This window comes from Streptomyces sp. UNOB3_S3 (assembly GCF_020740895.1).
Classification (GTDB): domain Bacteria; phylum Actinomycetota; class Actinomycetes; order Streptomycetales; family Streptomycetaceae; genus Streptomyces.
In genome coordinates this window covers 15853-34802 of record NZ_JAILXP010000024.1, presented here as the reverse complement: position 1 = coordinate 34802, position 18950 = coordinate 15853, and the positions used below count along the sequence as shown (strand labels likewise).

Genomic DNA, 18950 nt, shown 5'->3' with positions numbered 1-18950 from the left:
TCATCACCGGGCTCGTGCTGCGCATCGTCGGCTTCGCGGTTCTCGGGATCGTCGACTCGCTGCCCGCGCTGCTGGCCGCGTCGGCGGCCACCGGGCTGGCCGGAGCCCTGTTCAACCCGGCCGTACGCGCCTACCTCGCCCATGACGCCGGTGAGCGCCGGGTGGAGGCATTCGCCCTGTTCAACGTCTTCTACCAGGCCGGGATCCTGCTGGGCCCGCTGGTCGGCGTGGCACTGACCGGAGTGAGCTTCCGCCTGACCTGCCTGGTCGCGGCCGGCGTCTTCACCGTGCTGTCGGTCGTGCAGATCCGCGCGCTGCCGGCCCGTACGCCGTCGCACGACGCGGACAGCCCGGCGACGTCGGTGCTCTCCCAGTGGCGCACGGTGGTGTCGAACCGGCCGTTCCTGCTGTTCTCCCTCGCGATGATCGGCTCGTACGCGCTGTCCTTCCAGGTCTACCTCGCGCTCCCGCTGGAAGTGCGCCGCCTGGCCGGCAGTGAGCAGGCCGGAACGGTCGGCGTCGGGCTGCTGTTCGCGGCCTCCGGGCTGGCCACGATCGTGGGACAGACCCGGCTGACCGCCTGGTGCAAGAAACACTGGGGCGCCGGAAAATCGCTGGTCGCCGGACTGACCGCCCTGGGCATCGCCTTCCTGCCGCTCCTGGCGGCCACCGCGGTGCCGGTGCCCGCCGACGGACCGGGCCGTTGGGCACTGGCCATCGTGCCGCCGCTCCTCTCGGCACTCCTCATCGCGCTGGGGACCATGCTCGCCTACCCCTTCGAGATGGACACGATCGTCGCCCTCGCCGAGAACCGGTACGTGGCCACGCACTACGGCCTCTACAACACCATCTGCGGCATCGGCATCACCCTCGGCAACCTCCTCACCGGCGTGGCACTCGACACGGCCCGCTCCGCCGGCGCCCCGGCACTCCCCTGGCTGGCCCTCGCCGCCACCGGAGGCGTTTGTGCGCTAGCCGTCCTCGGCCTGTACCGCACCGGCCGCCTGACGCCGGCCGCGACCGGCAAGCCCGACAGGCAAACCACCATCACCGCCTGATCCGCCGACTCCCACCCGGGGGCGGGGCCCCCTTCGCGGTGCCCGCCCCCGGACCGGCCACGCCCGCTTCGAGGAGCAACGAACCCATGCTCTCCACCGATCTCCCCCACCACGCCGTCCCGCAGCTGCGGCCCTTCCGAGGAATCCGGTACGACCCCGACCGCGTCGGAGACATCTCCACCGTGGTGTGTCCCCCGTACGACAACATCGGCCCGGCCCGCGTTCGCGCCCTTCTCGCCCGGCCGCACCACATCACCCGGCTGCTCCATGCCAAGAACCCCCAGGCAGCAGCAGTTGAGATGGAACGCTGGCTGCGCGGTGGCGTGCTCGTCCGGGACGCCGGTCCCACCTTGTACGTCTACGAGCAGCACGCGGGCCACGAGCTGCTCCTGCGCGGTGTCATCGGGGCGCTGGACCTTCCCGCCCCCGGCGAGAGCACGGTCCTCCCGCACGAGGCCGTCGAACCGCACGTGGTCGCCGTACGAGCCGCGCTCATGGCAGCACTGCGCGCCCAGCCCGAGCCGCTGCTGCTCGCCTGCGACTCCACGACACAGGCCGCAGCGCGCCTGATGGACCGCATCGTCCGCCGACCTGCCCTGGCCGTCGTCCGGACCGGCGCCATCACCCACACGCTCCGGGCCTGCACCGAACCGGAGGAACAAGCTGTCCTCGCGGCCGGACTGACCCGGCATCCGGCCCTTCTAGCTGACGGCCACCACCGCTACGTCGCTCTCCGGAACCTCCGCGAGCGGCACGACGGACCGGGCCCGAACCCCTGGCGCAGCGCCTTGGCCCTGCTGGTGGATTCCTCCGCTGCCCCCTTGCGACTCACCGCGATCCATCGGGTGATACCCGGCCTCGAACCGGAAAAGGCATCCGTGGCCGCATCCGATGTCGCGCGTGTGCGTCCGCTGCCGGAGGGGCCGCGCCCGCCGGGGCCGGGCGAACTGGTGCTCACGGGCGCCGGACGAGCCTGGACGATCACCACCCCTCACCCCCAGGCACTGAACGAAGCCCTCGTCGGCAAACCCCGGCAGTGGCGTGCTCTCCTCGCAGCCGTCGCCGACCACCTGCTGCTGGCCCACGCCTGGTCAGTGCCCGACCTACCCGGCGCCGTCCACCACGTCCACGACGCCACCGAGGCGATCACGGCCGTGGCCCGGCCGGGCAGCGGCACCGCTCTTCTGCTGCCCGCCATGGTCGAAGGCACCGTACGGGACCTGGCTCGCGCGGGAGTCATGCTGCCCCGGAAGTCCACCTCGTTCGGCCCGAAACCCGCTGTAGGCCTCATCATGCGCCGCCTCGGCGGCTCGTAGATCCAGATCCGCGGCTCCTCCGCTCTCTTCCCCACCCACCCCTTCCCTGCCCGAAAGGCGCACCCGTTGTCCCAGCACCACCTCGCCGAACGTCCCCGCCTCGCAGAGCCACTCCCCGCCCCGGCACCCGGCCGCGCCGCCGCCCGCCGGGCACGCGCCCACCATGCCCGAGAAGGTTCTCTCCCCGGGCGCTACCTCGGCTACGTCGGATACTTCGTCGGCGCGGGACTCATCAGCGGCGCCGTGGTGCACTACCCGCTCGACCCGGCCCGCTACACCCGGATCGCCGGCTACGGCGTCCTGGTCTTCCTCGCCGCGACCGTCCTCAACGAGTTCGTCCTCAAGCGCGAACGCCCGCCCCTGCCGCGCATGCTCCTGGTCATCGGCGCCTCGCTGATGCTCTCCTTCGGCATCGGCATGCTCAGCGGCGGCCTCCAGCACTTCGACGACTTCCCGGACCGCGCGGCCATGCTGGTCCCCATGGGCATGGCGGTGTCCTTCGTCGCTTACGTCCTCAAGGAGGCGGAAAAGCCCTGGCGCCGGATCTTCAGCGTCTTCGGGCTGGGAGTCCTCGTCGCCGCGCTCATCACCTTCGCCGGACTTCGCGAGCTGGCCGCCGACATCATCACCGAGCGGCCGGCGGGTAGCGGCGGTCACAGCCACGGCGCCGAAGAGCCCGCGGACAAGAACGAGCACTGCGAGGAAGAAGCCCCTGCGGCGCCGACCTCCGGAAGGCCATCAGCTCCACCGGCTCCCGCCAAGCAGGAGCAGCCACACAAGGACGGTCACTCCCACTGACCGACGTCAACCGGTGTCGCCCTGCCAGTCACGACCGCTCTCCGAGGCTGGGACCGACGAGCTGGGCGACCAGTCGCTCCGTCTGCTCGCGGGGGTCGGGCGCACCGGCCCAGCCCGTCATCAGCAGGTGGTGGACGGCCCCTACAAGGGCGAGCGCGACCGAGGCCGTGTCGGTGTCCTTCGCGAGGCGTCCCAGCCGCCGCTCCTCGTCCAGGTACGAGGTGACCGCGTCCTGGATCACGGTGAAGCCAGGCGCACCGGCCTCCAGCGCCTGGCGGATCCGGAGGGTGGCGGCGGGACGGGTCAATGCCAGGGCGACGACCGCGGGGTTCAGGGAGTCGAGCAGGGTCAGCGTGATCGCGACGAGATTGCCGGCCACGTCCGCGTGGCCCGCTCGCGCAGGGAGCTCCGCGGCCTGTCGTGCGGTGCGCGCGAACCGGTCCAGCGCGCTGCCCGCCTTCCAGGCCGCCCAGTCGACGTTCCAGTCGCCGTAGCCGTTGTTCGTGGCAACGGTGTCCTTGGAGTTGATGACGGTGACGACATCGCCCGAGTGGACTTGGTCGTACCACCGCTTGGCGTCCTCGGTGCTCATGCCGATGCAGCCGTGACTGCCGTTGACCTTGCCGAACTTGCCGTCGTTCCATGGTGCGGCGTGGGCGTACGTGCCCGACGGGGTGAGCTGGACGTCCCACTTGACCTCGCCGAGGTCGTACGCCTCGGGGCCCTCCTACAGGGCCTGACCGTCCAGCCGGGATTGTGCTGCGTGGTCGCCGACCCGATGCCTCTCGACGAGCCCGGGTCCATCGCGCTCGTCGAGAGGCGCGAAACGGTCGGCCTCCTGCCCCGTCAGTCGGCAGTCGGCTCAGCGGAGCGGAGATCGGCGGTCCACTTCTCTTCGATCCGGCCGAGCTTCCAGACCGCCATGGCGATGAGCCACGTGGCGAAGAACAGGCCGACGATGACGAAGCCGATCATGTTGAGGTCCAGCGCCCCGACCCGATCCCAGAAGGCCCCGTGCAGGTCGAGCTTCTCGGCGAGCAGGCTGAGCAGCTCGACCGTACCGATGATCAACGCCACAGCGACCGACAGGCCGGTGATGGTGAGGTTGTAGTAGACCTTGCGGACCGGCTTGGAAAAGGCCCATCCGTACGCGAAGTTCATGAACGATCCGTCGATCGTGTCCAGCAGGCTCATGCCGGCCGCGAAGAGGACCGGTAGGCACAGGATCGCGTACCAGGGCAGTCCGGAGGCCGCACCGGAGCCCGCCAGGACCATCAGGGCGATCTCGGTGGCGGTGTCGAATCCGAGGCCGAAGAGCAGGCCCAGCGGGTACATGTGCCACGGCTTGCCGACCGACTTCATGACACGCCCGAGCAGGCGGTTCATCAGCCCCCGGCTGTTCAGCTGCTGCTCGAGGGCCGCCTCGTCGTACTGGCCGGTCCGCATCTTCCGGAAGACCTTCCAGATCCCGGCCAGGATGATCAGGTTGATCGCGGCGATGACGTAGAGGAAGACGCCGGAGACCGTGGTTCCGATCAAGCCTGTGACGTTGTGCAGCTGCGAGCTGTCGTCCCGCACGGGGCCGGCGAGGGCCTTGACGCCCAGGGAGATCAGGAATGCCAGGGCGAAGACGATGCTGGAGTGGCCCAGCGAGAACCAGAAGCCGACCGACAGGGGCCGCTGTCCTTCGTGCATCAGCTTCCGCGTGGTGTTGTCGATCGCCGCGATGTGATCGGCGTCGAAGGCATGCCGCATCCCGAGCGTGTAGGCGGTGACGCCCATGCCGATCCCGAACGCCTTGCTGCCCACCGTGTAGTGCTCCGGCGCGACGATCGCGATCAGCGTGAACCAGCCGACCAGGTGGAGCCCGAGGATGAACGCGGCCATGCCGCCCAGGCGCCGCCACTCTCGGGGCGTCATGGACGTACGAAAGCGCTGCCAGCGGGTACCGGCCTGACCGGATATAGGGGGTGAAGAGGAAGACGTGGTCGCCATGAGGCTCTGCTCTCTGCCGTTCGTATTGAGCCATCGCACCTTAAGAACGGCCGATTATCACCTGCAAGACATTCGCAGCAAAGCCGGGAGCCGCCCCCGGCGCAAACGTCGCCGCGCACACCGACCCGCTCCCGCGGCATGTTTGGAGATCAGATGGCCGGCTGATGCCTGACCCATGACGACGACATCATCGCCGAGCGCGTACGGCACACCGTCGGCCTTCTCCTGGACCGCTCCCGGGCCCTGGCCGACCAGGTCGCCGCGGGACGGACGGCAGTGGTGGGTCTGTCCTACCGGCTGGCCGACGGCAGCGCCCACCTCGTCACGACCCGCGGCCTGCCGGCGGAGACAGCCGACGCGGGCACGGATGCCTGAACTGGACGGGACCGGCTCCCGCCGGCGCAGGGGGTGATGCCCGGCCCAAAGGCCTCGGCTGGTGGCTCTGGGCAGTCAGCGGTGTGATACCTGGTAGGTCAGTGCGGCGCTGATCCGCCGGGCGGCGAACCCTGTGCCGGCGACGAATCGCAGCATCGGCCCGAAAGTGGGCGCGGCCAGGGAACCGGTGAAGTACAGCCCCGGTACACAGGACTCGAACGCGCCGGACAAACAGGGTGCCTTCGAGCCGGCCACCCGGGCCACCGCAAGCCGCACCGCCGGCGTCAGGAAAGGCAGGGCGTCCACGTCGAGCCGGTACCCGGTGGCCGCCAGCACGTGATCGACCGACAGTTCGACCCGGTCGTCGCCCACGCCCTCCACCCACAGCCGCACCTCGGGCCCGTCCACGTGCGCTTGCCGGATGCGGCAGGAGGTGCGAACGGGCACGACGCCCTCGACGCGGTCGCGCAGCCACCACCCACCCGCCGGGGCCAGCGCACGGCGGAACAACAGCATCCGCGCCGAAGCCGGTGCGGCCAGCCGTCGGCTGACCGGGCGCCACAGCTGCGGGCGTTCTCCCCAGCGCATCCGGGGGGCACGCACCAGGACCTGGACATCGGCGCCGCCCTCATGCAGGAGAGCGGCGTTCTCCAGCGCCGACTGCCCGCCGCCGACGACCACGACACGGCGCCCGGCGTAGCGGGACAGGTCGGTGTGCTGGCTGGTGTGGGACAGCGGCCCCCTCGGGCCCGGCCCCGCAGGGGCCAGATGGCGGAGCCGGTGTGGGATGTGCGCGAGTGCGCCGAGCCCTGTGGCCACGACCACAGCCGCGGCCTCCAGCTCCTCGCCGTCTTCCAGCCGGACGCTGAAGCCGCTCCCGGCCCGCTCCACCAGGCTCACGGGGACAGAAGCGACGGGTCCGACGTACCGCTGGGCGAACCACATCCCGTAGTCCACGAACGTCGTGCACGGGATCGGTGTCACAGCCCCTATAGCGGGGGTCATGACAGTGCGGGTCCGATCTCCTTGATACGGCGTTCGTAGTAGTCCTGGGTGCGCGGGTCGCAGCGCAGACGGGTCTGCACGATCCGGTGCAGGGCGGCGTTCTTCCGCCGGTCGCCGCCGCGGTTGCCGGACTCCGCGTGCTGTCGACGAGGAGGACTGTTGGTAGGATTGGTGGCATGAGTGAGCCTACCGGCAAGTACTCGATCACCATGCCGCGCGACATCGCGGAGGCAGCCCGGACCCGCAGCGGCCCGTCCGGCCTGTCCGCGTACGTGACTGCCGCCGTCGCCCGCCAGATCGAACGCGACAACCTCAACGAACTCATCACCGTCGCCGAGGCCGACCACGGCCCCATCACCGACGACGAGGTCCAGGCGCTGCGTGACCAGCTCCACCAGGCCCGGCAGGAACAGGGCCACGGCGGGGCGGACGCCGCGTGAACCGCTCACCCGCCGCGCCCGGCGGCACCCTCGTCCTCGACAGCGAGGGACTGGCGAAGGCCGTCCTGCGCGACCGCACGGTCACCGCGTGGCTCGCCCTTGCCCGCGCCGATGATCTCCGTGTCATCACCTCCGCGGCCACCCTCGTCGAGGTGGTCCACCCCCGCATCAACCGGCCGGCCCTGGAGTGGACCTTGTCCCGCCTCGTCGTCGAACCGGTCACCGAACCGATCGCCCGCCATGCTGCCGCGCTCCTGGCCGACGCCGGACTGCACGGGCACAAGTACGCCATCGACGCCATGCTCAGCGCCACCGCCCTCGTCGCTCCCGGCCCTGTCACGGTCCTCACCTCCGACCCCGAGGACCTCACCGCCCTGTGCGGCGCACGCGTCACCGTCATCAAGGTCTGAGCCGGATCGCCGTCGCGCGTGCCCGGTTACACGAACAGCGCGCACACGCCCTGTGACAATCGCCGGATCAGCCCTCTCCGTCGAGTTGTGCGGCCAACTACCAAGCGGAGGAGGTCAGTCCACGCACTGGCTCGTCGCTGGGGGTGAGCCTGGTCCAGGGCGGGAACCAGGCTAGGGGGCGCGTTCGGCGGGGCTGTGTTGCAGGACAGTGGTGCCGGCCTCAGTCTCCAGGACCGGGGCGTAGCCGGCCGTGCGCAGTGCAGCCAGGGACCGGTCGGGCGGTGCGACGGGGATGGGGAGGGGTGGGCGCGATGCGCCGCAGGCCCGGCTTCGAGAACCCACGCGCCCGGGCGGCTTCGACGATCAACGTTGTGTCGTCGGAGCGGACATAGCAAGCCGAGCGCAGGTCCACGTCCTCTTCCCCTGCAAGGTGCGCCCGTATCCCCTGTCTCGCCTCGCTCGAACGCTTTCGATAATCGCATCACGCGCGACGACAGGTGCCATACGCGGGCACCGGCCGCCCTGGCCGACATGACGGCCCCGGTTCTGGCTGTGGTGGTCCGATGAGGTGGAAGACTCCCGGGCTGCGTGGCGTTTGAGGCGCCGGATGACTTCGCGCCGAGTCTTGTCCGCTTTCGATCCGACGCTCGTAGTAGTTCTGCATGCGCGGGTCGACTCGCAAGCGGGTGAACACGATGTGGTGGAGCGCGGCGTTGGCCTGCCGGCCGCCACCACGGTTGCAAGTGAAGTCCTCCTCCTCCCTCAACGAGGGTTAACAAAGGAGCAGTTGGACTGTCAGTGGCGCATGGCATCCCTGAAGGCATGGCATCTTACGGATCATGCCCGGAATATTTTGAGGGATAAAACCGTGTATCCTAAGGGGAGTTGAGACTTGTCAGGGTTGGAGGTGAACCGTGAGTGATCAAAAGGAGTTGCTCGCGGATCCCGCCATGCTCGCCCTGGCGCGCGACTCTCGGGGGTGGACCCAGTCCAACCTGGCCGAGCAGATGTCGCACGTGGAGGGCAGCCGCATCACGCAGGGGTACGTTAGCCGGGCCGAAGCCGGCCGGATCCCGGTCCGGGCCGAGCGGGTGCTCCTGTTCGCTGCCGCGCTTCGCTTCACCCCCGAGATGCTGTGCCAGGCCACTGATACGGCCGGGGTAGGCATCGGGCTGACACACCACCGCAAGCGGGCCTCACTGGGAGCCCCCGCGCTGCGCCGGATCCATGCGACGCTGGCGCTCACCCGCCTTCAGGTCGAAGCGGTGACGCAGGCAGCGGCCCTCCACCGTCCCCATCGGTTCAGGCCCATTGAGGTCAGCGACTTCGACACTCCCGCGGACGCTGCGGAGACACTACGCGAAGAGTGGAACGTTCCCACCGGCCCCATCGACGACCTGGTCGCGCTGCTCGAAGACGCCGGCGCCCTGGTCGCCGTCCGTGATCTAGGCACCACCGAACTCGACGCCGTCAGCCAGTGGCCGCACGACCGGACGCCACTGATACTCCTCAACTCCGCTGCCCCTGCCGATCGTTCACGCTTCAGCCTTGCTCACGAGCTGGGCCATCTGATCATGCACCGCGAGCTGGGCGAGGGACGTACACAGGAGACCCAAGCCGACCGGTTCGCCGCCGAGTTCCTCATGCCACACGAAGTGATCCTGAACGAGCTCAAGCCTGGCATCGACGTCGCCCGCCTCATGGATCTCAAAGCCCGCTGGGGGGTCTCGATGGCCGCTCTCATCCGGCGGGCCGTTGACCTGGGCGTGATCAGCGAATGGCAGTACCGCACGCTCATGGTTGAGTTGTCCGCACTCGGCTACCGCACCAACGAACCAATCGTCATCCGGCGCGAGACCCCGCGCCATATCGCTCAGGCCGTCACCCGGCTTGAGGGACAGCACCACCTCAGTGCGGCCGAGACCGCTCACCTGGCGGGCCTGGGCCGTGAGGAGTTCCACGAGATCTACTTGTGCGCTTCTTCTCCGTCCGGACACAAGGACGTGCCGGACCCTTCTGCGAGGTGATTCATGAGCAACGCCCCCGATCCCAGGCGGCGACCGCCCACCGTGAAGACGCTCGACCACACCGTGGCAGCGGTGCCGCTCCTGCAGGGACGCGTACTGCTGCACGAACATGCTCAGCCAATTCCCCGGCCTCGTCCTGCCCTGGATGATGACCTGGGCGGCGTGGTCATGACCGGCCTCAACGCCGACGCACGCGCCTTCCAGCTCCGCGCCGATGTCGGCTTCACAGGCACGCTTCTGATCGACAGCGCCGCGTACACCACTTACACGGCAACGGCGGAGGAGCCGTTCATGGCTCCCCCCGACGAACTGTTCGCCACCGTGCACGACTCCTTGAACTTCCAGAAGGCTCGGGGGGCAAGCGCAGCGCTGACACCCACCGGCTACATACCACCGGCGAACTCCCGTGTCCTCAAGGCAGTACTGAGGGAAGCCAACCGGATCGATCGGGCAGACACCCTGGTCACCCTGCCGATCGACGTCACCTGGCTGAACCGGGAGAACATCAGTCAGCTGATCGCGGTATGCGCCAAGATCCGCCACCCCAAGGCCATCGTCCTCTTTCGCCAGTTCGACCCACTGGAACAAGCGAAGGACGTTCCGGCCAACCTGCGGCGGCTGTTCACCGAGGTCGAGCACATGTCGCTCTTGCGCACAGACCTCGCAGCACTCGACGTGCTGGCGCATGGCGCCCTCTGCGCGGGAATCGGCGTCCGAAGCTCACTCCGCCACGCGATACCGCCCGACGAGAAGGCCCAGATTGGCAAGCGCGGTGGCGGGCCAACGTATCCGCACGTGCTGATGCCTCAGCTGATGTGCTTCAAGGGCGCCGAGTCGTTGTCCACGCTCTATGCCAATGCAGTTCCGGCGACCTGCGCCTGCGAGGAGTGCAACGGGCGGAGTCTCGACCGCTTCTTCCTGTCCGACGGCGACACACGACGTGAGGCCGACAGTCACAACATTTTCACCTGGAGCGAATGGGTTGGCGACATGGCCAGCTACCGGGCGGGCACCGAGCGCAAGACGTGGTGGCGCAACAAATGCGCTGCGGCCGTCGATCGCTACGCGCTGGAAAACCAGCGCATCGGCCTGGGCGCGAGCCCCAGGTCCGGGTTCCAAGTACCCGCGCCACTCAGGGCATGGGCGACGCTGCGGGTCACGCCGTAGCCGGACGCGATCCCTCAGGCCAGCTGACGGTGGACGTCTTCCAGGAACTTCCAGCCGGCAACCGTATGGCGCCTGCGTACGAAGGGGCTGGGCGGCACAACGACCTCGACCGCAGCCTCTTGGACGTGCAGCAATCCGATGCCGTAGAAGTCAGCCCGCATCACAGCCTCGTCCTTGCGCCGCAACACACCATCAACCAATACGGAACGAGCAGTGAATGGTGTAAACCGCTCGGCCTGCTCCATCGCAGACTCCCAGCTGCGTCCGGGCACGAAAACCATGTCGACGTGGACCGGCTGGGTCGCCTGTCTGGTAATCAGTCCGTCGCGTCGAATCACTGCCCCCTTCGGGAGGCACCGCAATGCCCGGCGTTCCCTGTCGCTCAGTGATCCGGCAGGAACAGGCTCGCCGAGGGGCAGCGCCATCAAGAGGTTCAGGGCATCAGGTCGCGTCAGCGGAGCCATCCCCGCAGCAACCCGTCGCTCCCGCTCTCCCGCATCGAATCGGTAGGCCGCAACGACTTTCGCTCCAAAGGCTTCAACGACTGCCAGGCTCGCTTCGCGGGGTACTAGATCGCCGGGAGCCAGCGCTCCTGCAACCACGCCCAAGGGCTCTCGTGCCGCGATCGCCATCGACCAATCCGCTCTCGTCCTGCACCGACGCTCTCTCCAGCAGGGCTGTACGCGCACATCCTTACCGCTTGCCCCGCGCTACTGGAACCAGCCTCAACAACAAAACCAACGGACCTCAACCCGCCCTAGACACGGGAACGCGTCCAAACGAACAGCAAGGCTAGTACGGACACTCGTGCGATCGTCGGCCACCTCCCCAGATAGCTCGGAATCGGTCATCCGCCACCCTCTGACTGCACAATCTGCACCCACAAAGGGTCGCGGACAGACAACTGCGATCGTAGCCGCCTCGCGCCACGAAACCTACGGTTGTTCGAATTATTGGGCCGTCCCGACCCACCGGAAGCGCCTATTTCAGGCCGCCGCCAACCAGCGCCGCGTCATCGGCCCCGCGGGCAGAACCCCCGCCGAAACAAGCCGACGGAGGTCAACTTCTGTCACGCCCGAGGCACCAACAGCGTCGACACGCCTGGACAGCAAGGTCCGAACTCGGTCAAACGCTCCCGCCCTGGACCACGTGGACGCCAGAAGACGCCTCCGCCTACCTGTGCCATGTGGTACCCAACGCGGGCCCCAGGACCAGGACTGGGGCGTCTTCTGGCCCGTCAGAGCGGTATTGGAGGGTGTTCGCCGGTGTCTCACTCACCCGCCAGACCCTCTCATCTGTCACGACAGCCCCTATGACGGGGGGTCGGTAGACACCGTCCTGACCAAGTTGAAGACCTCGTGGGCGGCGTGCTCGCGGCTGCCCAGCGAGTGGAGCGTGCCGTACCACCACGTCTTCACGTGATCCGCGGCCACCGCCGCACCACCCGTCCCGAGTCGACGCCCCAACCGCCTGGAAGAGGCACCACGATGTTCGTGCCAACGGAAGAACTGAAGCTGGAGATCGTCCACGCCGCCACGGGAAAGACCTTCGGCATCAAGGCCGCGCCGGGCACGGACGGGGCGCTCGTCGTCCGCGACTTCCCCGATGACGGCCCGAGCCCGGAGCAGTGGCAGCTCACCCCGGTGCCGGCCGCGCAGGACGGCCAGGCATACGTGATCCGTGACGCGGTCGGCGGCAAGGTGCTCGACGACCCCGCCGTCGCGGGCCGCGGTGTCCGCCAGTGGGACGCCACCGCCGGAAAGAAGGGCCAGCAGTGGCACGTCGTCCCCGTCGAGGGTGAAGCGGGCCTCCATTTCATCGAGGGTGCGACCGACGGCACCGTTCTCGACCTCGACGACCCCGGCAGGTACGGCACCCGGGTCGTCCTGGGCGAGTACGACGACGGCGCGGAAGGCCAGCGGTGGCGGCTCGTCCCGGCCGAGCCCGAGCGCGAGCGCGTCAGCGATCCGGTGCTGCGCTGGGCGGCACTGAGCCACGGGAACAGCCGCCGGTCCTGGCGGCTGGACCGCTCGACCGCGCTGCGGCCGGTACCCGGCGCGACGCCTTCCTTCAGCGACATGCTGCTGGTCCTCGAGCGGTTCGGGAGCGACCAGGACGCCGGCGGTTGGAAGAGCGACGGGGCCGACCACTCCCCCAGCGGGCGACCGGGCCGGTGGGCCGGGGCCGGTGCGCGGTTCCTCGCCGACACCACCGGTGACGGCAGGCTCGACATCGTCGGCTTCGGCGGCCCGGGAGCGTACGTGGCCCGGAACCTCTTCCGCCCGTTCAGGACCCGATGACCCCGCGGAGGACCTCTACGGGACCGCGTCCGCAGCCCCATCACGGCGACTCGCCTGCGGCATGTCCCGGAAACGATCGTGCCTCCGCCGGCCGTCACGGCAGGCGGAGGCACGAAGGGGCGGGGTGTGCCGAGTCCGGAACTGTTCAGCGTCGAAGCGACGGATGTGGCCGAGATCCCCGCGCCGGACTCGTCACGCGTACTGGAGGAGCCCGGCCTGGATCATGTTGCCGGTCGTGGTGCTGGGATTCGTCAGCACCTGTGTGGTGGTCAGGTTGTTCTCCATGCTGGTCACCCTGTTGAGGATGTCGGGCGTAACCGCGTCCGCAGCGCTCAGATAGAGCTGTCGCACGACGCCGGTTGCCTGGCTGCCGCTGTCGACATAATTGGCGACGGATTCCAGTGACGCCTTGAGGCTGTCCCATCCGTTGGCGACGGTCTGCGCCGCAGCGGCCGCCTGGCTCGCCTGCTTCCCGAGATCAGCCAGCCCGGCCTGGCAGGCCTGGAGCAGCTTCACCTCGTCCCGGATCCTCTGCTGCTTCCTGAGGATCTCGCCTTTCTGGTTGTAGAGCTGCGCCAGGGCCTGCCCGTTGGTGCGGCCCATCCCCTTGACGAGCAGCGCGCCGCCGCCGATGGCCAGCCCCAGGGACAGCCCGCCGGTGAACACCGCGCCGAGCACGCCCACGGCTATCAGGGCCAGGCCGCCGAGGATGGCCAAGCCGTTCGCGGCCTTGGAGGAGTTCGCGTTGATCTGTGCGTTCACCTGATTCAACTGGTCGTCCAGTTGTTTCAGGATGCCTTGGTCGCCGCCCACTACGGAGTTCAGTTTGGTGGCGTAGGAGGCGAACTCCCTTCCGTTGTCTCCGAAGGCGTCGCGCATGGTCTGCATGGTCGTGGCGTAGTGCTGCGCCTTGTCCCTGAGCCTGCCCACATCGTCCCGAATGGCGCGGAGCAGTTCCGCCACGGTGTTCGGAGGTAATCCCTGGTGGAGAATGTTGACGAAAGCTCCTTGCAGAGCGAAGTACGAGCGGGTGTCGGCAAGCAGCGCCATCGATTGCGGCTGCACACTGTTGAGGTATGTCCTGGCCGTGTTGGCGGCTTTGCCCAGTTCCGTGTTGATCCCCGCCGCGTAGGCTCTCACCTGGCTGTTGTCGCTACCGCTCAGGTCCATCTTCGCCTGCTGCGTCACGCTCAGCGCATACGACTGAACGATCGCGGTCATTCCGCCTTGCTGTACGACCGCATTCCCTACTTGCTGCTGCTGCGAGATGCTTGCCTGGATGGCCGTGGTCATGCTCTCTCCTTCGTTTTCCTGCCCGGTGGTCCGCGTCAGTTGCCGGTGATCGCAGCGCTCAGTGCCTTTGTCTGCGTCAGAAGCGATTCCCACTTGACAGCGGCCCCGTCGATTTCTTTGGCCAGCGCGGCACTGTCGCCGGGCCGCGTGTGCTTCACCACGGCGGTCGCGTACTCCGCGTACACCTGCTGCCACATGTTGGCGACGGCTCTGGCCGGCCCCGCGACGGCGCGCACACTGCGCACATAGGCGTTGCAGTCCGATTCGACCTTCACCGCCGTCTGCAACCCGGCCTGTAGCCCGGCAAGCTCCTTGTAGAGCTTCTCGAGCTTTTCGCTGTCCTTGCGGAGGTTCTGCAATGCCTTGCCGACATCGCCGGACGAGGCGTCCTCGATTCCCCCGTGCACGGCCGTCGAGCCGCCCGCGGGCTTTCCTTCGCCCCCGATTCCCCTGAGGGAGTCCGCAACGGAGTCGAGGATCTTCCGCGCCCCCTTGCCGGCCTTGTGAGACGCCTCGATGAGGTCGTCCAAGTCCTTGCTCACGGTCTGCTGCATGTCCTTCAGCGCACGGGTCGTGGCGGCGATCTTCCCCTTGCCCGCGGAAAGCCTCCTGATTTCGGCACCCGCGCGGTCGGCCAGTGTGGTTCCTCTGGTCTCCACCTGCTCGCAGAAACTCTCATACACCTTGGCGAACTCATCCGCCATCTGCTGGAAGTTCCCGAAGTCCTTCGTCACGGCGTCGAGGCAGACGGCCGACTGTTCGGGGGCCGTCGCGGCCAACGTTTGCATGCTCTGGAACAGTGCGGCCGCGCTCCGGATATCGACGAGTCTTTTGACGACACCGGGGACCTGTGTACCCAGGTAGGCGCGAGCGCTGTCCCTGACGTCTTCCTGAGCCGTGCGCATGGCCTGCGCCTCGTTTTTGTCCGTGGCCTGCACAGCCACCTCGGCGGCGCAGACCAGGCTCCAGGTCTGCGCGGCAAGAGCCGCCGTCACCAGCTTGTCCACGGCTCGTCCCAGCGCGATCGGGTCGAGCGACCCGATCGGCACAATGCCCGGTCCGGCCTCTGACGATGACGTCACGCGTACCTCCCACAGTTGAAGTCCAAAAGCACGGGATCACGAGGATCGCGACCCCCGTTTTTGCGGCAACTCACGCAAACGGTGAGCTTCTTCGACTCGGCCACCGACCATGTCAACCCGGCGAGGCCCGATGAAGCTACACCGCTCAAACCCTTGATCACATGACGGCTGTTCGGCCAAATCCTGGTCGGCCATGCGATGAAGACTTCTGCATCGACAGCCGGGGAGCCGCGGTCACGGATTCGGCGCCGTGAGGCCTATCGCGATGAAGGAGAACCCCAACGGGGTCCAGGCACCATTGGTCGCGGTGCGCACGTCGAACAAGCTCGCCGTAACGGTCTCGACCGAGACGGCTCCCCGCTCACCGCCCTTCCGTAAAGTGGCCAGTACGGTCGGCGGAGATGCGAAGGGCTTGGTAAAGACGATCCTGTGCACCCCTTCCAGGCCCGGCCTCACAATGAAGCCGTCGCCGGAGAGGACATTTCTGTTCGCGTCGACAGTCCCGTGCACCTTGTGCTCCACGGGCGGCGGCGGGCCGATGCGGAAGCTGAGCTGCGCCGTGGTGGTGGCGCCGATGGTGAGGCCGTCCGGGGCGGTTCGGTCGCCCGTGGCGGTCGGCAGGGCCTGGACGTTGACGGAGTAGAAGCCGTCCAGCACGGTCCCGATCGCCTTGGCCTTGAAGCGTACGAGGCGGCCGCCGTCTTCGAGGCTCTCGACGGGCAGGATCTCGACGCTGCCTCCGCTGATGTAGCTGATCTGGCCGGTCGGCGGGAAGACCAGGCCATCCGGGAGCTTCACCCGGATGGTCTCGCCCGCGCCGACCGAGCCGGCGTCGACCTTCACCTCGATCGTGAACGAGGCGTTGGCACCCGGCTCCAGGACCAGCGGGTTCGGGCTTCCCTGAGTGATGTGGAACGCCATGTCCTTTTCCTCTTCGCTTTCCGGGTGGGTGGTCACCCGTCGGTGACGGGTGCCTCGTGCGGGGGCCGGTCGCCCGGGGTGACCCGGTGGTAGGCCGCGAGCCGTGCGGCGGCGATCCGGTCCAGGTGGGCCCCGGTCGGCGGCCCCTTCGCGCCCGGCGCCGCGCATGGGGCCGGGTCGCGGGTGAGGGTGAGTTCACAGGCAGCGGCGTCCGCTATCGGGGCGTGAGCATCGTCCCGTGAAACCGCTGTGCGGGAAAATTCCACTGCCGAAATCTCCTCTGCCGTATTGCGCGGACTCGGTGCGCCAGGAACGGACTTGCCGACGCTGCCAAGCCCATCGCAGGTGAGCAAATAGTCAATGAACGATCCATTGACACGCAGGTGGCGGAGCAGACGCTTCCTGTCGCTGCCCGGCTGGAGCAGACACTCCCAAGGCCATATCGGCAGACACAAATCGGAGTTGATGGTTCCGGACCGTTGCCGCGCGGGTCAGGACAGATCATCCTTGGGCCGGCGATGTCGGCGGCATGAATTCCCGCACGGGATACAAGCGCTCCAAAGGAGCTGTCAAGACGGTGTTCACCAGGGACGATTCAGAAAGGCACGAGGCTGAAAAGCGATGAGCCGACGGTTCGCGGGGTTGCGTTTCCATCGCTGGACCTCGATGCGGCAGGCCGGCGTCGCGAGGCTCCGATGGAAGATCGCTTTCCAAGTGGTGACTGGCCGATTTTCGAAACCGTGTCGATACCGGCGTGGGGCGCTCGTGGTGGTGAGGGGTGCGCGGGTCGAAGCGCAACCGGAGCAGAGCGGGCCTCGCCGGTGGGCGGGCCTGGCGTCCCTGGCCTTCCCGGGCCTGGGCGCCCTCCCCGCCCGGCTCGGCGCGGACGCCTGAAGACGCTTCCGGCCACCCGGGCCGCGCCGTCCGCCGTCGCGGCCGGTCAGGGCCGGGAGCGGCCGGTCGTCACGGAGTCGTCGTGGAGATCACATAGGCCCGGGGGCGGTTGGGGTTGTCCCAGTTGACGATGATCTCGAAGTTCGGCTTGGGCTTGTCGTGGGAGACGGTCGTGCCCCGCCAGTGGTGGTCGTCGGGGCCGAACTTCCACCCCACGACGTCCGCCTCGTCCTTGTCGATGGTGATCCGGCCGGGCTGGAGCTCGGCGGAGGAGGTGCCGAGCTGCTCGAGCCAGTGGTCGAGCCGGTCGCCCGTGGTGGTGAACTGGAGGTACAGGGAGCTCGACTTCCACGAGTTGGTCTCGTAGTGGGCGACGTACGCGGCGCCCGGCGGCACCGTCATCCCGTAGATGCGGCGCTGCAGCCGGGACGGCCAGCCGGACTCCAGGCCGGTCTGGGCCGCTTCCTCCCGCTTGGACTCGCTGCCGCTGCGGCTCTGCATCGCGGAGATGTAGAGGTATCCGGCGGGGATGGCGACGAGCAGGAAGATGATCAGGGGTTTGACCCAGCGGGGGGCGCGCCGGGGCGGGCCGGCCGGTTCCCCGGGGGCGACGAGTTGTTCGGGCTGCACGGCGGTCACCCCCGGCCGGCCCGTGCGTAGCGCTCGTAGCGCTCCACCCGGCGCCGGTTGGCGCGGCGGAAGCGGCGGGCTACGAGGCGGGCGAGGTCGGCGGCGCCGACCATGCCGGCCTCGGGGCCGAGCTGGGCCTTGACGATGCGGGCCTCGGGGCGGTAGCCGCGGCCGGTGAGGTGGCGGCGGAAGGCGTCGCGGGCGGGGCCGATCAGCAGGTCGTCGGCGGCGCTGACGCCGCCGCCGATGACGAAGCAGGAGGGGTCGAGGGCGGCTGCGAGGTTGGCGATGCCGACGCCGAGCCACTGGCCGATGTCCTGGAGGAGCTCGACGCACATGGCGTCGCCGGAGCGGGCCAGCTCGGTGATCAGCGGGCCGGTGATCTCGTTGACGTTGCCGCCGACGCGGTCCATGATCCCGTAGGCGACGGGGGACTCGGCGGCGGCGAGCTCGCGGGCCTCGCGGACGAGGGCGTTGCCGGAGCTGTACTGCTCCCAGCAGCCGCGGTTGCCGCAGGGGCAGCGGTGGCCGCCGGGGACGACCTGCATATGGCCGAACTCGCCGGCGACGCCGAACTTGCCGCGCTTGACCTGGCCGTCCTCCAGGATGGCGCCGCCGATGCCGGTACCGAGGGTGATCATGACGAGGTGGTCCTCGCCCCGGCCGGCGCCGAAGCGCCATTCGGCCCAGGCGGCGGTGTTGGCGTCGTTGTCGACCATGACGGGCACGGCGAGGCGGCCGGCGAGGCGGTCGCGCAGGGGTTCGTTGCGCCAGGAGAGGTGGGGGGCGAAGAGGACGCGGTTGCGGTCGGCGTCGACCCAGCCGGCGGCGCCGATGCCCACGGCGTGGACGTCGTGGCGGTCGGAGAGGTCGAGCACGAGCTCGACGATGGTGTCCTCGACGACCTTGGGGCTCTTGGACTTGTCCGGGGTCTCGGTGCGGAGCTTCTCCAGGATGTTGCCGTCGGCGTCCACGACGCCCGCCATCACCTTGGTGCCGCCGATGTCGATGCCGACCGTGGGGACGCGGGGGGCGGTGAGGTGCGAGCGCCGCTCGCGCGTGCCGACCGTGCGGAGCACGGTCGCTGTGGCGGTGCCCCGGTGTACCCGCTCGCGGTACATGCTCATCGCGGTCGTAGCCCCTGCGGTGGTCTCGTGAGGCCGTGGGCCTCGTGGATGCGGTCGTGGCCGATTGTGCCTCACGGACGGGCCACGACGCACAACGGCGCTGGTCACCCGG

General features: G+C 68.7%; 16 protein-coding genes and 3 pseudogenes. 9 read left to right on the top strand and 10 right to left on the bottom strand.

Features of this window, described 5'->3' with window-relative positions; all coding sequences use genetic code 11:
* The 3 genes from K6I33_RS04700 to K6I33_RS04690 all read left to right on the top strand — a co-directional run.
* The coding region (locus K6I33_RS04700; RefSeq protein WP_229348405.1) for an MFS transporter at positions 1 to 1058 on the top strand (1058 nt) is incomplete at its 5' end.
* An 86-nt stretch (positions 1059 to 1144) separates the two neighbouring features.
* Positions 1145 to 2374 carry a DUF1015 domain-containing protein gene (locus K6I33_RS04695; RefSeq protein WP_229348404.1) on the top strand — a complete coding sequence of 410 codons (1230 nt, stop codon included), beginning with the start codon at positions 1145 to 1147 and terminating at the stop codon, positions 2372 to 2374.
* A 66-nt stretch (positions 2375 to 2440) separates the two neighbouring features.
* Positions 2441 to 3172: a hypothetical protein gene (locus K6I33_RS04690; RefSeq protein WP_229348403.1), complete on the top strand. Its 732-nt coding sequence runs from the start codon at positions 2441 to 2443 to the stop codon at positions 3170 to 3172.
* A 28-nt stretch (positions 3173 to 3200) separates the two neighbouring features.
* Here K6I33_RS04690 and K6I33_RS04685 read toward each other — a convergent pair.
* Positions 3201 to 3851 (bottom strand): annotated as a pseudogene (locus K6I33_RS04685) (L,D-transpeptidase); the annotation flags it as partial.
* 167 nt (positions 3852 to 4018) lie between these two features.
* Positions 4019 to 5092, bottom strand: coding sequence for a HoxN/HupN/NixA family nickel/cobalt transporter (locus K6I33_RS04680; RefSeq protein ID WP_229348402.1), 1074 nt, complete (start codon positions 5090 to 5092; stop codon positions 4019 to 4021).
* A gap of 255 nt (positions 5093 to 5347) precedes the next feature.
* On the opposite strand from K6I33_RS04680, the pseudogene K6I33_RS04675 reads away from it, so the two are divergent.
* Positions 5348 to 5542, top strand: a pseudogene (locus tag K6I33_RS04675) (carbonic anhydrase); the annotation flags it as partial.
* A gap of 75 nt (positions 5543 to 5617) precedes the next feature.
* Here the strand turns inward: K6I33_RS04675 and K6I33_RS04670 are convergent.
* A complete protein-coding gene (locus K6I33_RS04670; protein WP_229348401.1) occupies positions 5618 to 6526 on the bottom strand; it encodes an NAD(P)-binding domain-containing protein in 909 nt (302 codons plus the stop codon).
* Positions 6527 to 6723: 197 nt separating this feature from the next.
* Here K6I33_RS04670 and K6I33_RS04660 point away from each other — a divergent pair, with 197 nt between their 5' ends.
* The 4 genes from K6I33_RS04660 to K6I33_RS04645 all read left to right on the top strand — a co-directional run bounded on the left by K6I33_RS04660 (position 6724) and on the right by K6I33_RS04645 (position 10591).
* The gene (locus K6I33_RS04660; RefSeq protein WP_229348400.1) at positions 6724 to 6987 is read left to right on the top strand and encodes a CopG family transcriptional regulator; all 264 of its coding nucleotides are present in this window, start codon (positions 6724 to 6726) and stop codon (positions 6985 to 6987) included.
* On the top strand, positions 6984 to 7397 hold the full coding sequence (locus tag K6I33_RS04655; RefSeq protein WP_229348399.1) for a PIN domain-containing protein: 414 nt from the start codon (positions 6984 to 6986) through the stop codon (positions 7395 to 7397). Before K6I33_RS04660 ends, K6I33_RS04655 begins: the two co-directional genes overlap by 4 nt.
* Before the next feature lie 914 nt (positions 7398 to 8311).
* Positions 8312 to 9424 carry an ImmA/IrrE family metallo-endopeptidase gene (locus K6I33_RS04650; RefSeq protein ID WP_229348398.1) on the top strand — a complete coding sequence of 371 codons (1113 nt, stop codon included), beginning with the start codon at positions 8312 to 8314 and terminating at the stop codon, positions 9422 to 9424.
* A gap of 3 nt (positions 9425 to 9427) precedes the next feature.
* On the top strand, positions 9428 to 10591 hold the full coding sequence (locus tag K6I33_RS04645; protein ID WP_229348397.1) for a hypothetical protein: 1164 nt from the start codon (positions 9428 to 9430) through the stop codon (positions 10589 to 10591).
* Positions 10592 to 10605: 14 nt separating this feature from the next.
* On the opposite strand, the gene K6I33_RS04640 is transcribed toward K6I33_RS04645, so the two are convergent.
* Entirely contained in the window at positions 10606 to 11223 is a 618-nt protein-coding gene (locus K6I33_RS04640; protein ID WP_229348396.1) for a hypothetical protein, read from the bottom strand.
* Positions 11224 to 12078: 855 nt separating this feature from the next.
* On the opposite strand from K6I33_RS04640, the pseudogene K6I33_RS04635 reads away from it, so the two are divergent.
* Positions 12079 to 12831 (top strand): annotated as a pseudogene (locus K6I33_RS04635) (RICIN domain-containing protein); the annotation flags it as partial.
* A gap of 252 nt (positions 12832 to 13083) precedes the next feature.
* On the opposite strand, the gene K6I33_RS04630 reads toward K6I33_RS04635, so the two are convergent.
* The 6 genes from K6I33_RS04630 to K6I33_RS04605 all read right to left on the bottom strand — a co-directional run bounded on the left by K6I33_RS04630 (position 13084) and on the right by K6I33_RS04605 (position 18838).
* Positions 13084 to 14184: an HBL/NHE enterotoxin family protein gene (locus K6I33_RS04630; RefSeq protein WP_229348395.1), complete on the bottom strand. Its 1101-nt coding sequence runs from the start codon at positions 14182 to 14184 to the stop codon at positions 13084 to 13086.
* Positions 14185 to 14219: 35 nt separating this feature from the next.
* The gene (locus K6I33_RS04625) at positions 14220 to 15266 is read right to left on the bottom strand and encodes a hypothetical protein (protein WP_229348394.1); all 1047 of its coding nucleotides are present in this window, start codon (positions 15264 to 15266) and stop codon (positions 14220 to 14222) included.
* 234 nt (positions 15267 to 15500) lie between these two features.
* Positions 15501 to 16223 (bottom strand): hypothetical protein, encoded by a 723-nt coding sequence (locus tag K6I33_RS04620; protein ID WP_229348393.1) that lies wholly within the window; start codon positions 16221 to 16223, stop codon positions 15501 to 15503.
* Complete coding sequence (locus tag K6I33_RS04615; protein WP_229348392.1) at positions 16220 to 16453, bottom strand: hypothetical protein; 234 nt, start codon at positions 16451 to 16453, stop codon at positions 16220 to 16222. Before K6I33_RS04615 ends, K6I33_RS04620 begins: the two co-directional genes overlap by 4 nt.
* A 697-nt stretch (positions 16454 to 17150) precedes the next feature.
* Positions 17151 to 17711 carry a hypothetical protein gene (locus tag K6I33_RS04610; RefSeq protein ID WP_229348391.1) on the bottom strand — a complete coding sequence of 187 codons (561 nt, stop codon included), beginning with the start codon at positions 17709 to 17711 and terminating at the stop codon, positions 17151 to 17153.
* Positions 17712 to 17716: 5 nt separating this feature from the next.
* A complete protein-coding gene (locus K6I33_RS04605; protein WP_229348390.1) occupies positions 17717 to 18838 on the bottom strand; it encodes an ROK family glucokinase in 1122 nt (373 codons plus the stop codon).
* Positions 18839 to 18950 lie beyond the last annotated feature (112 nt).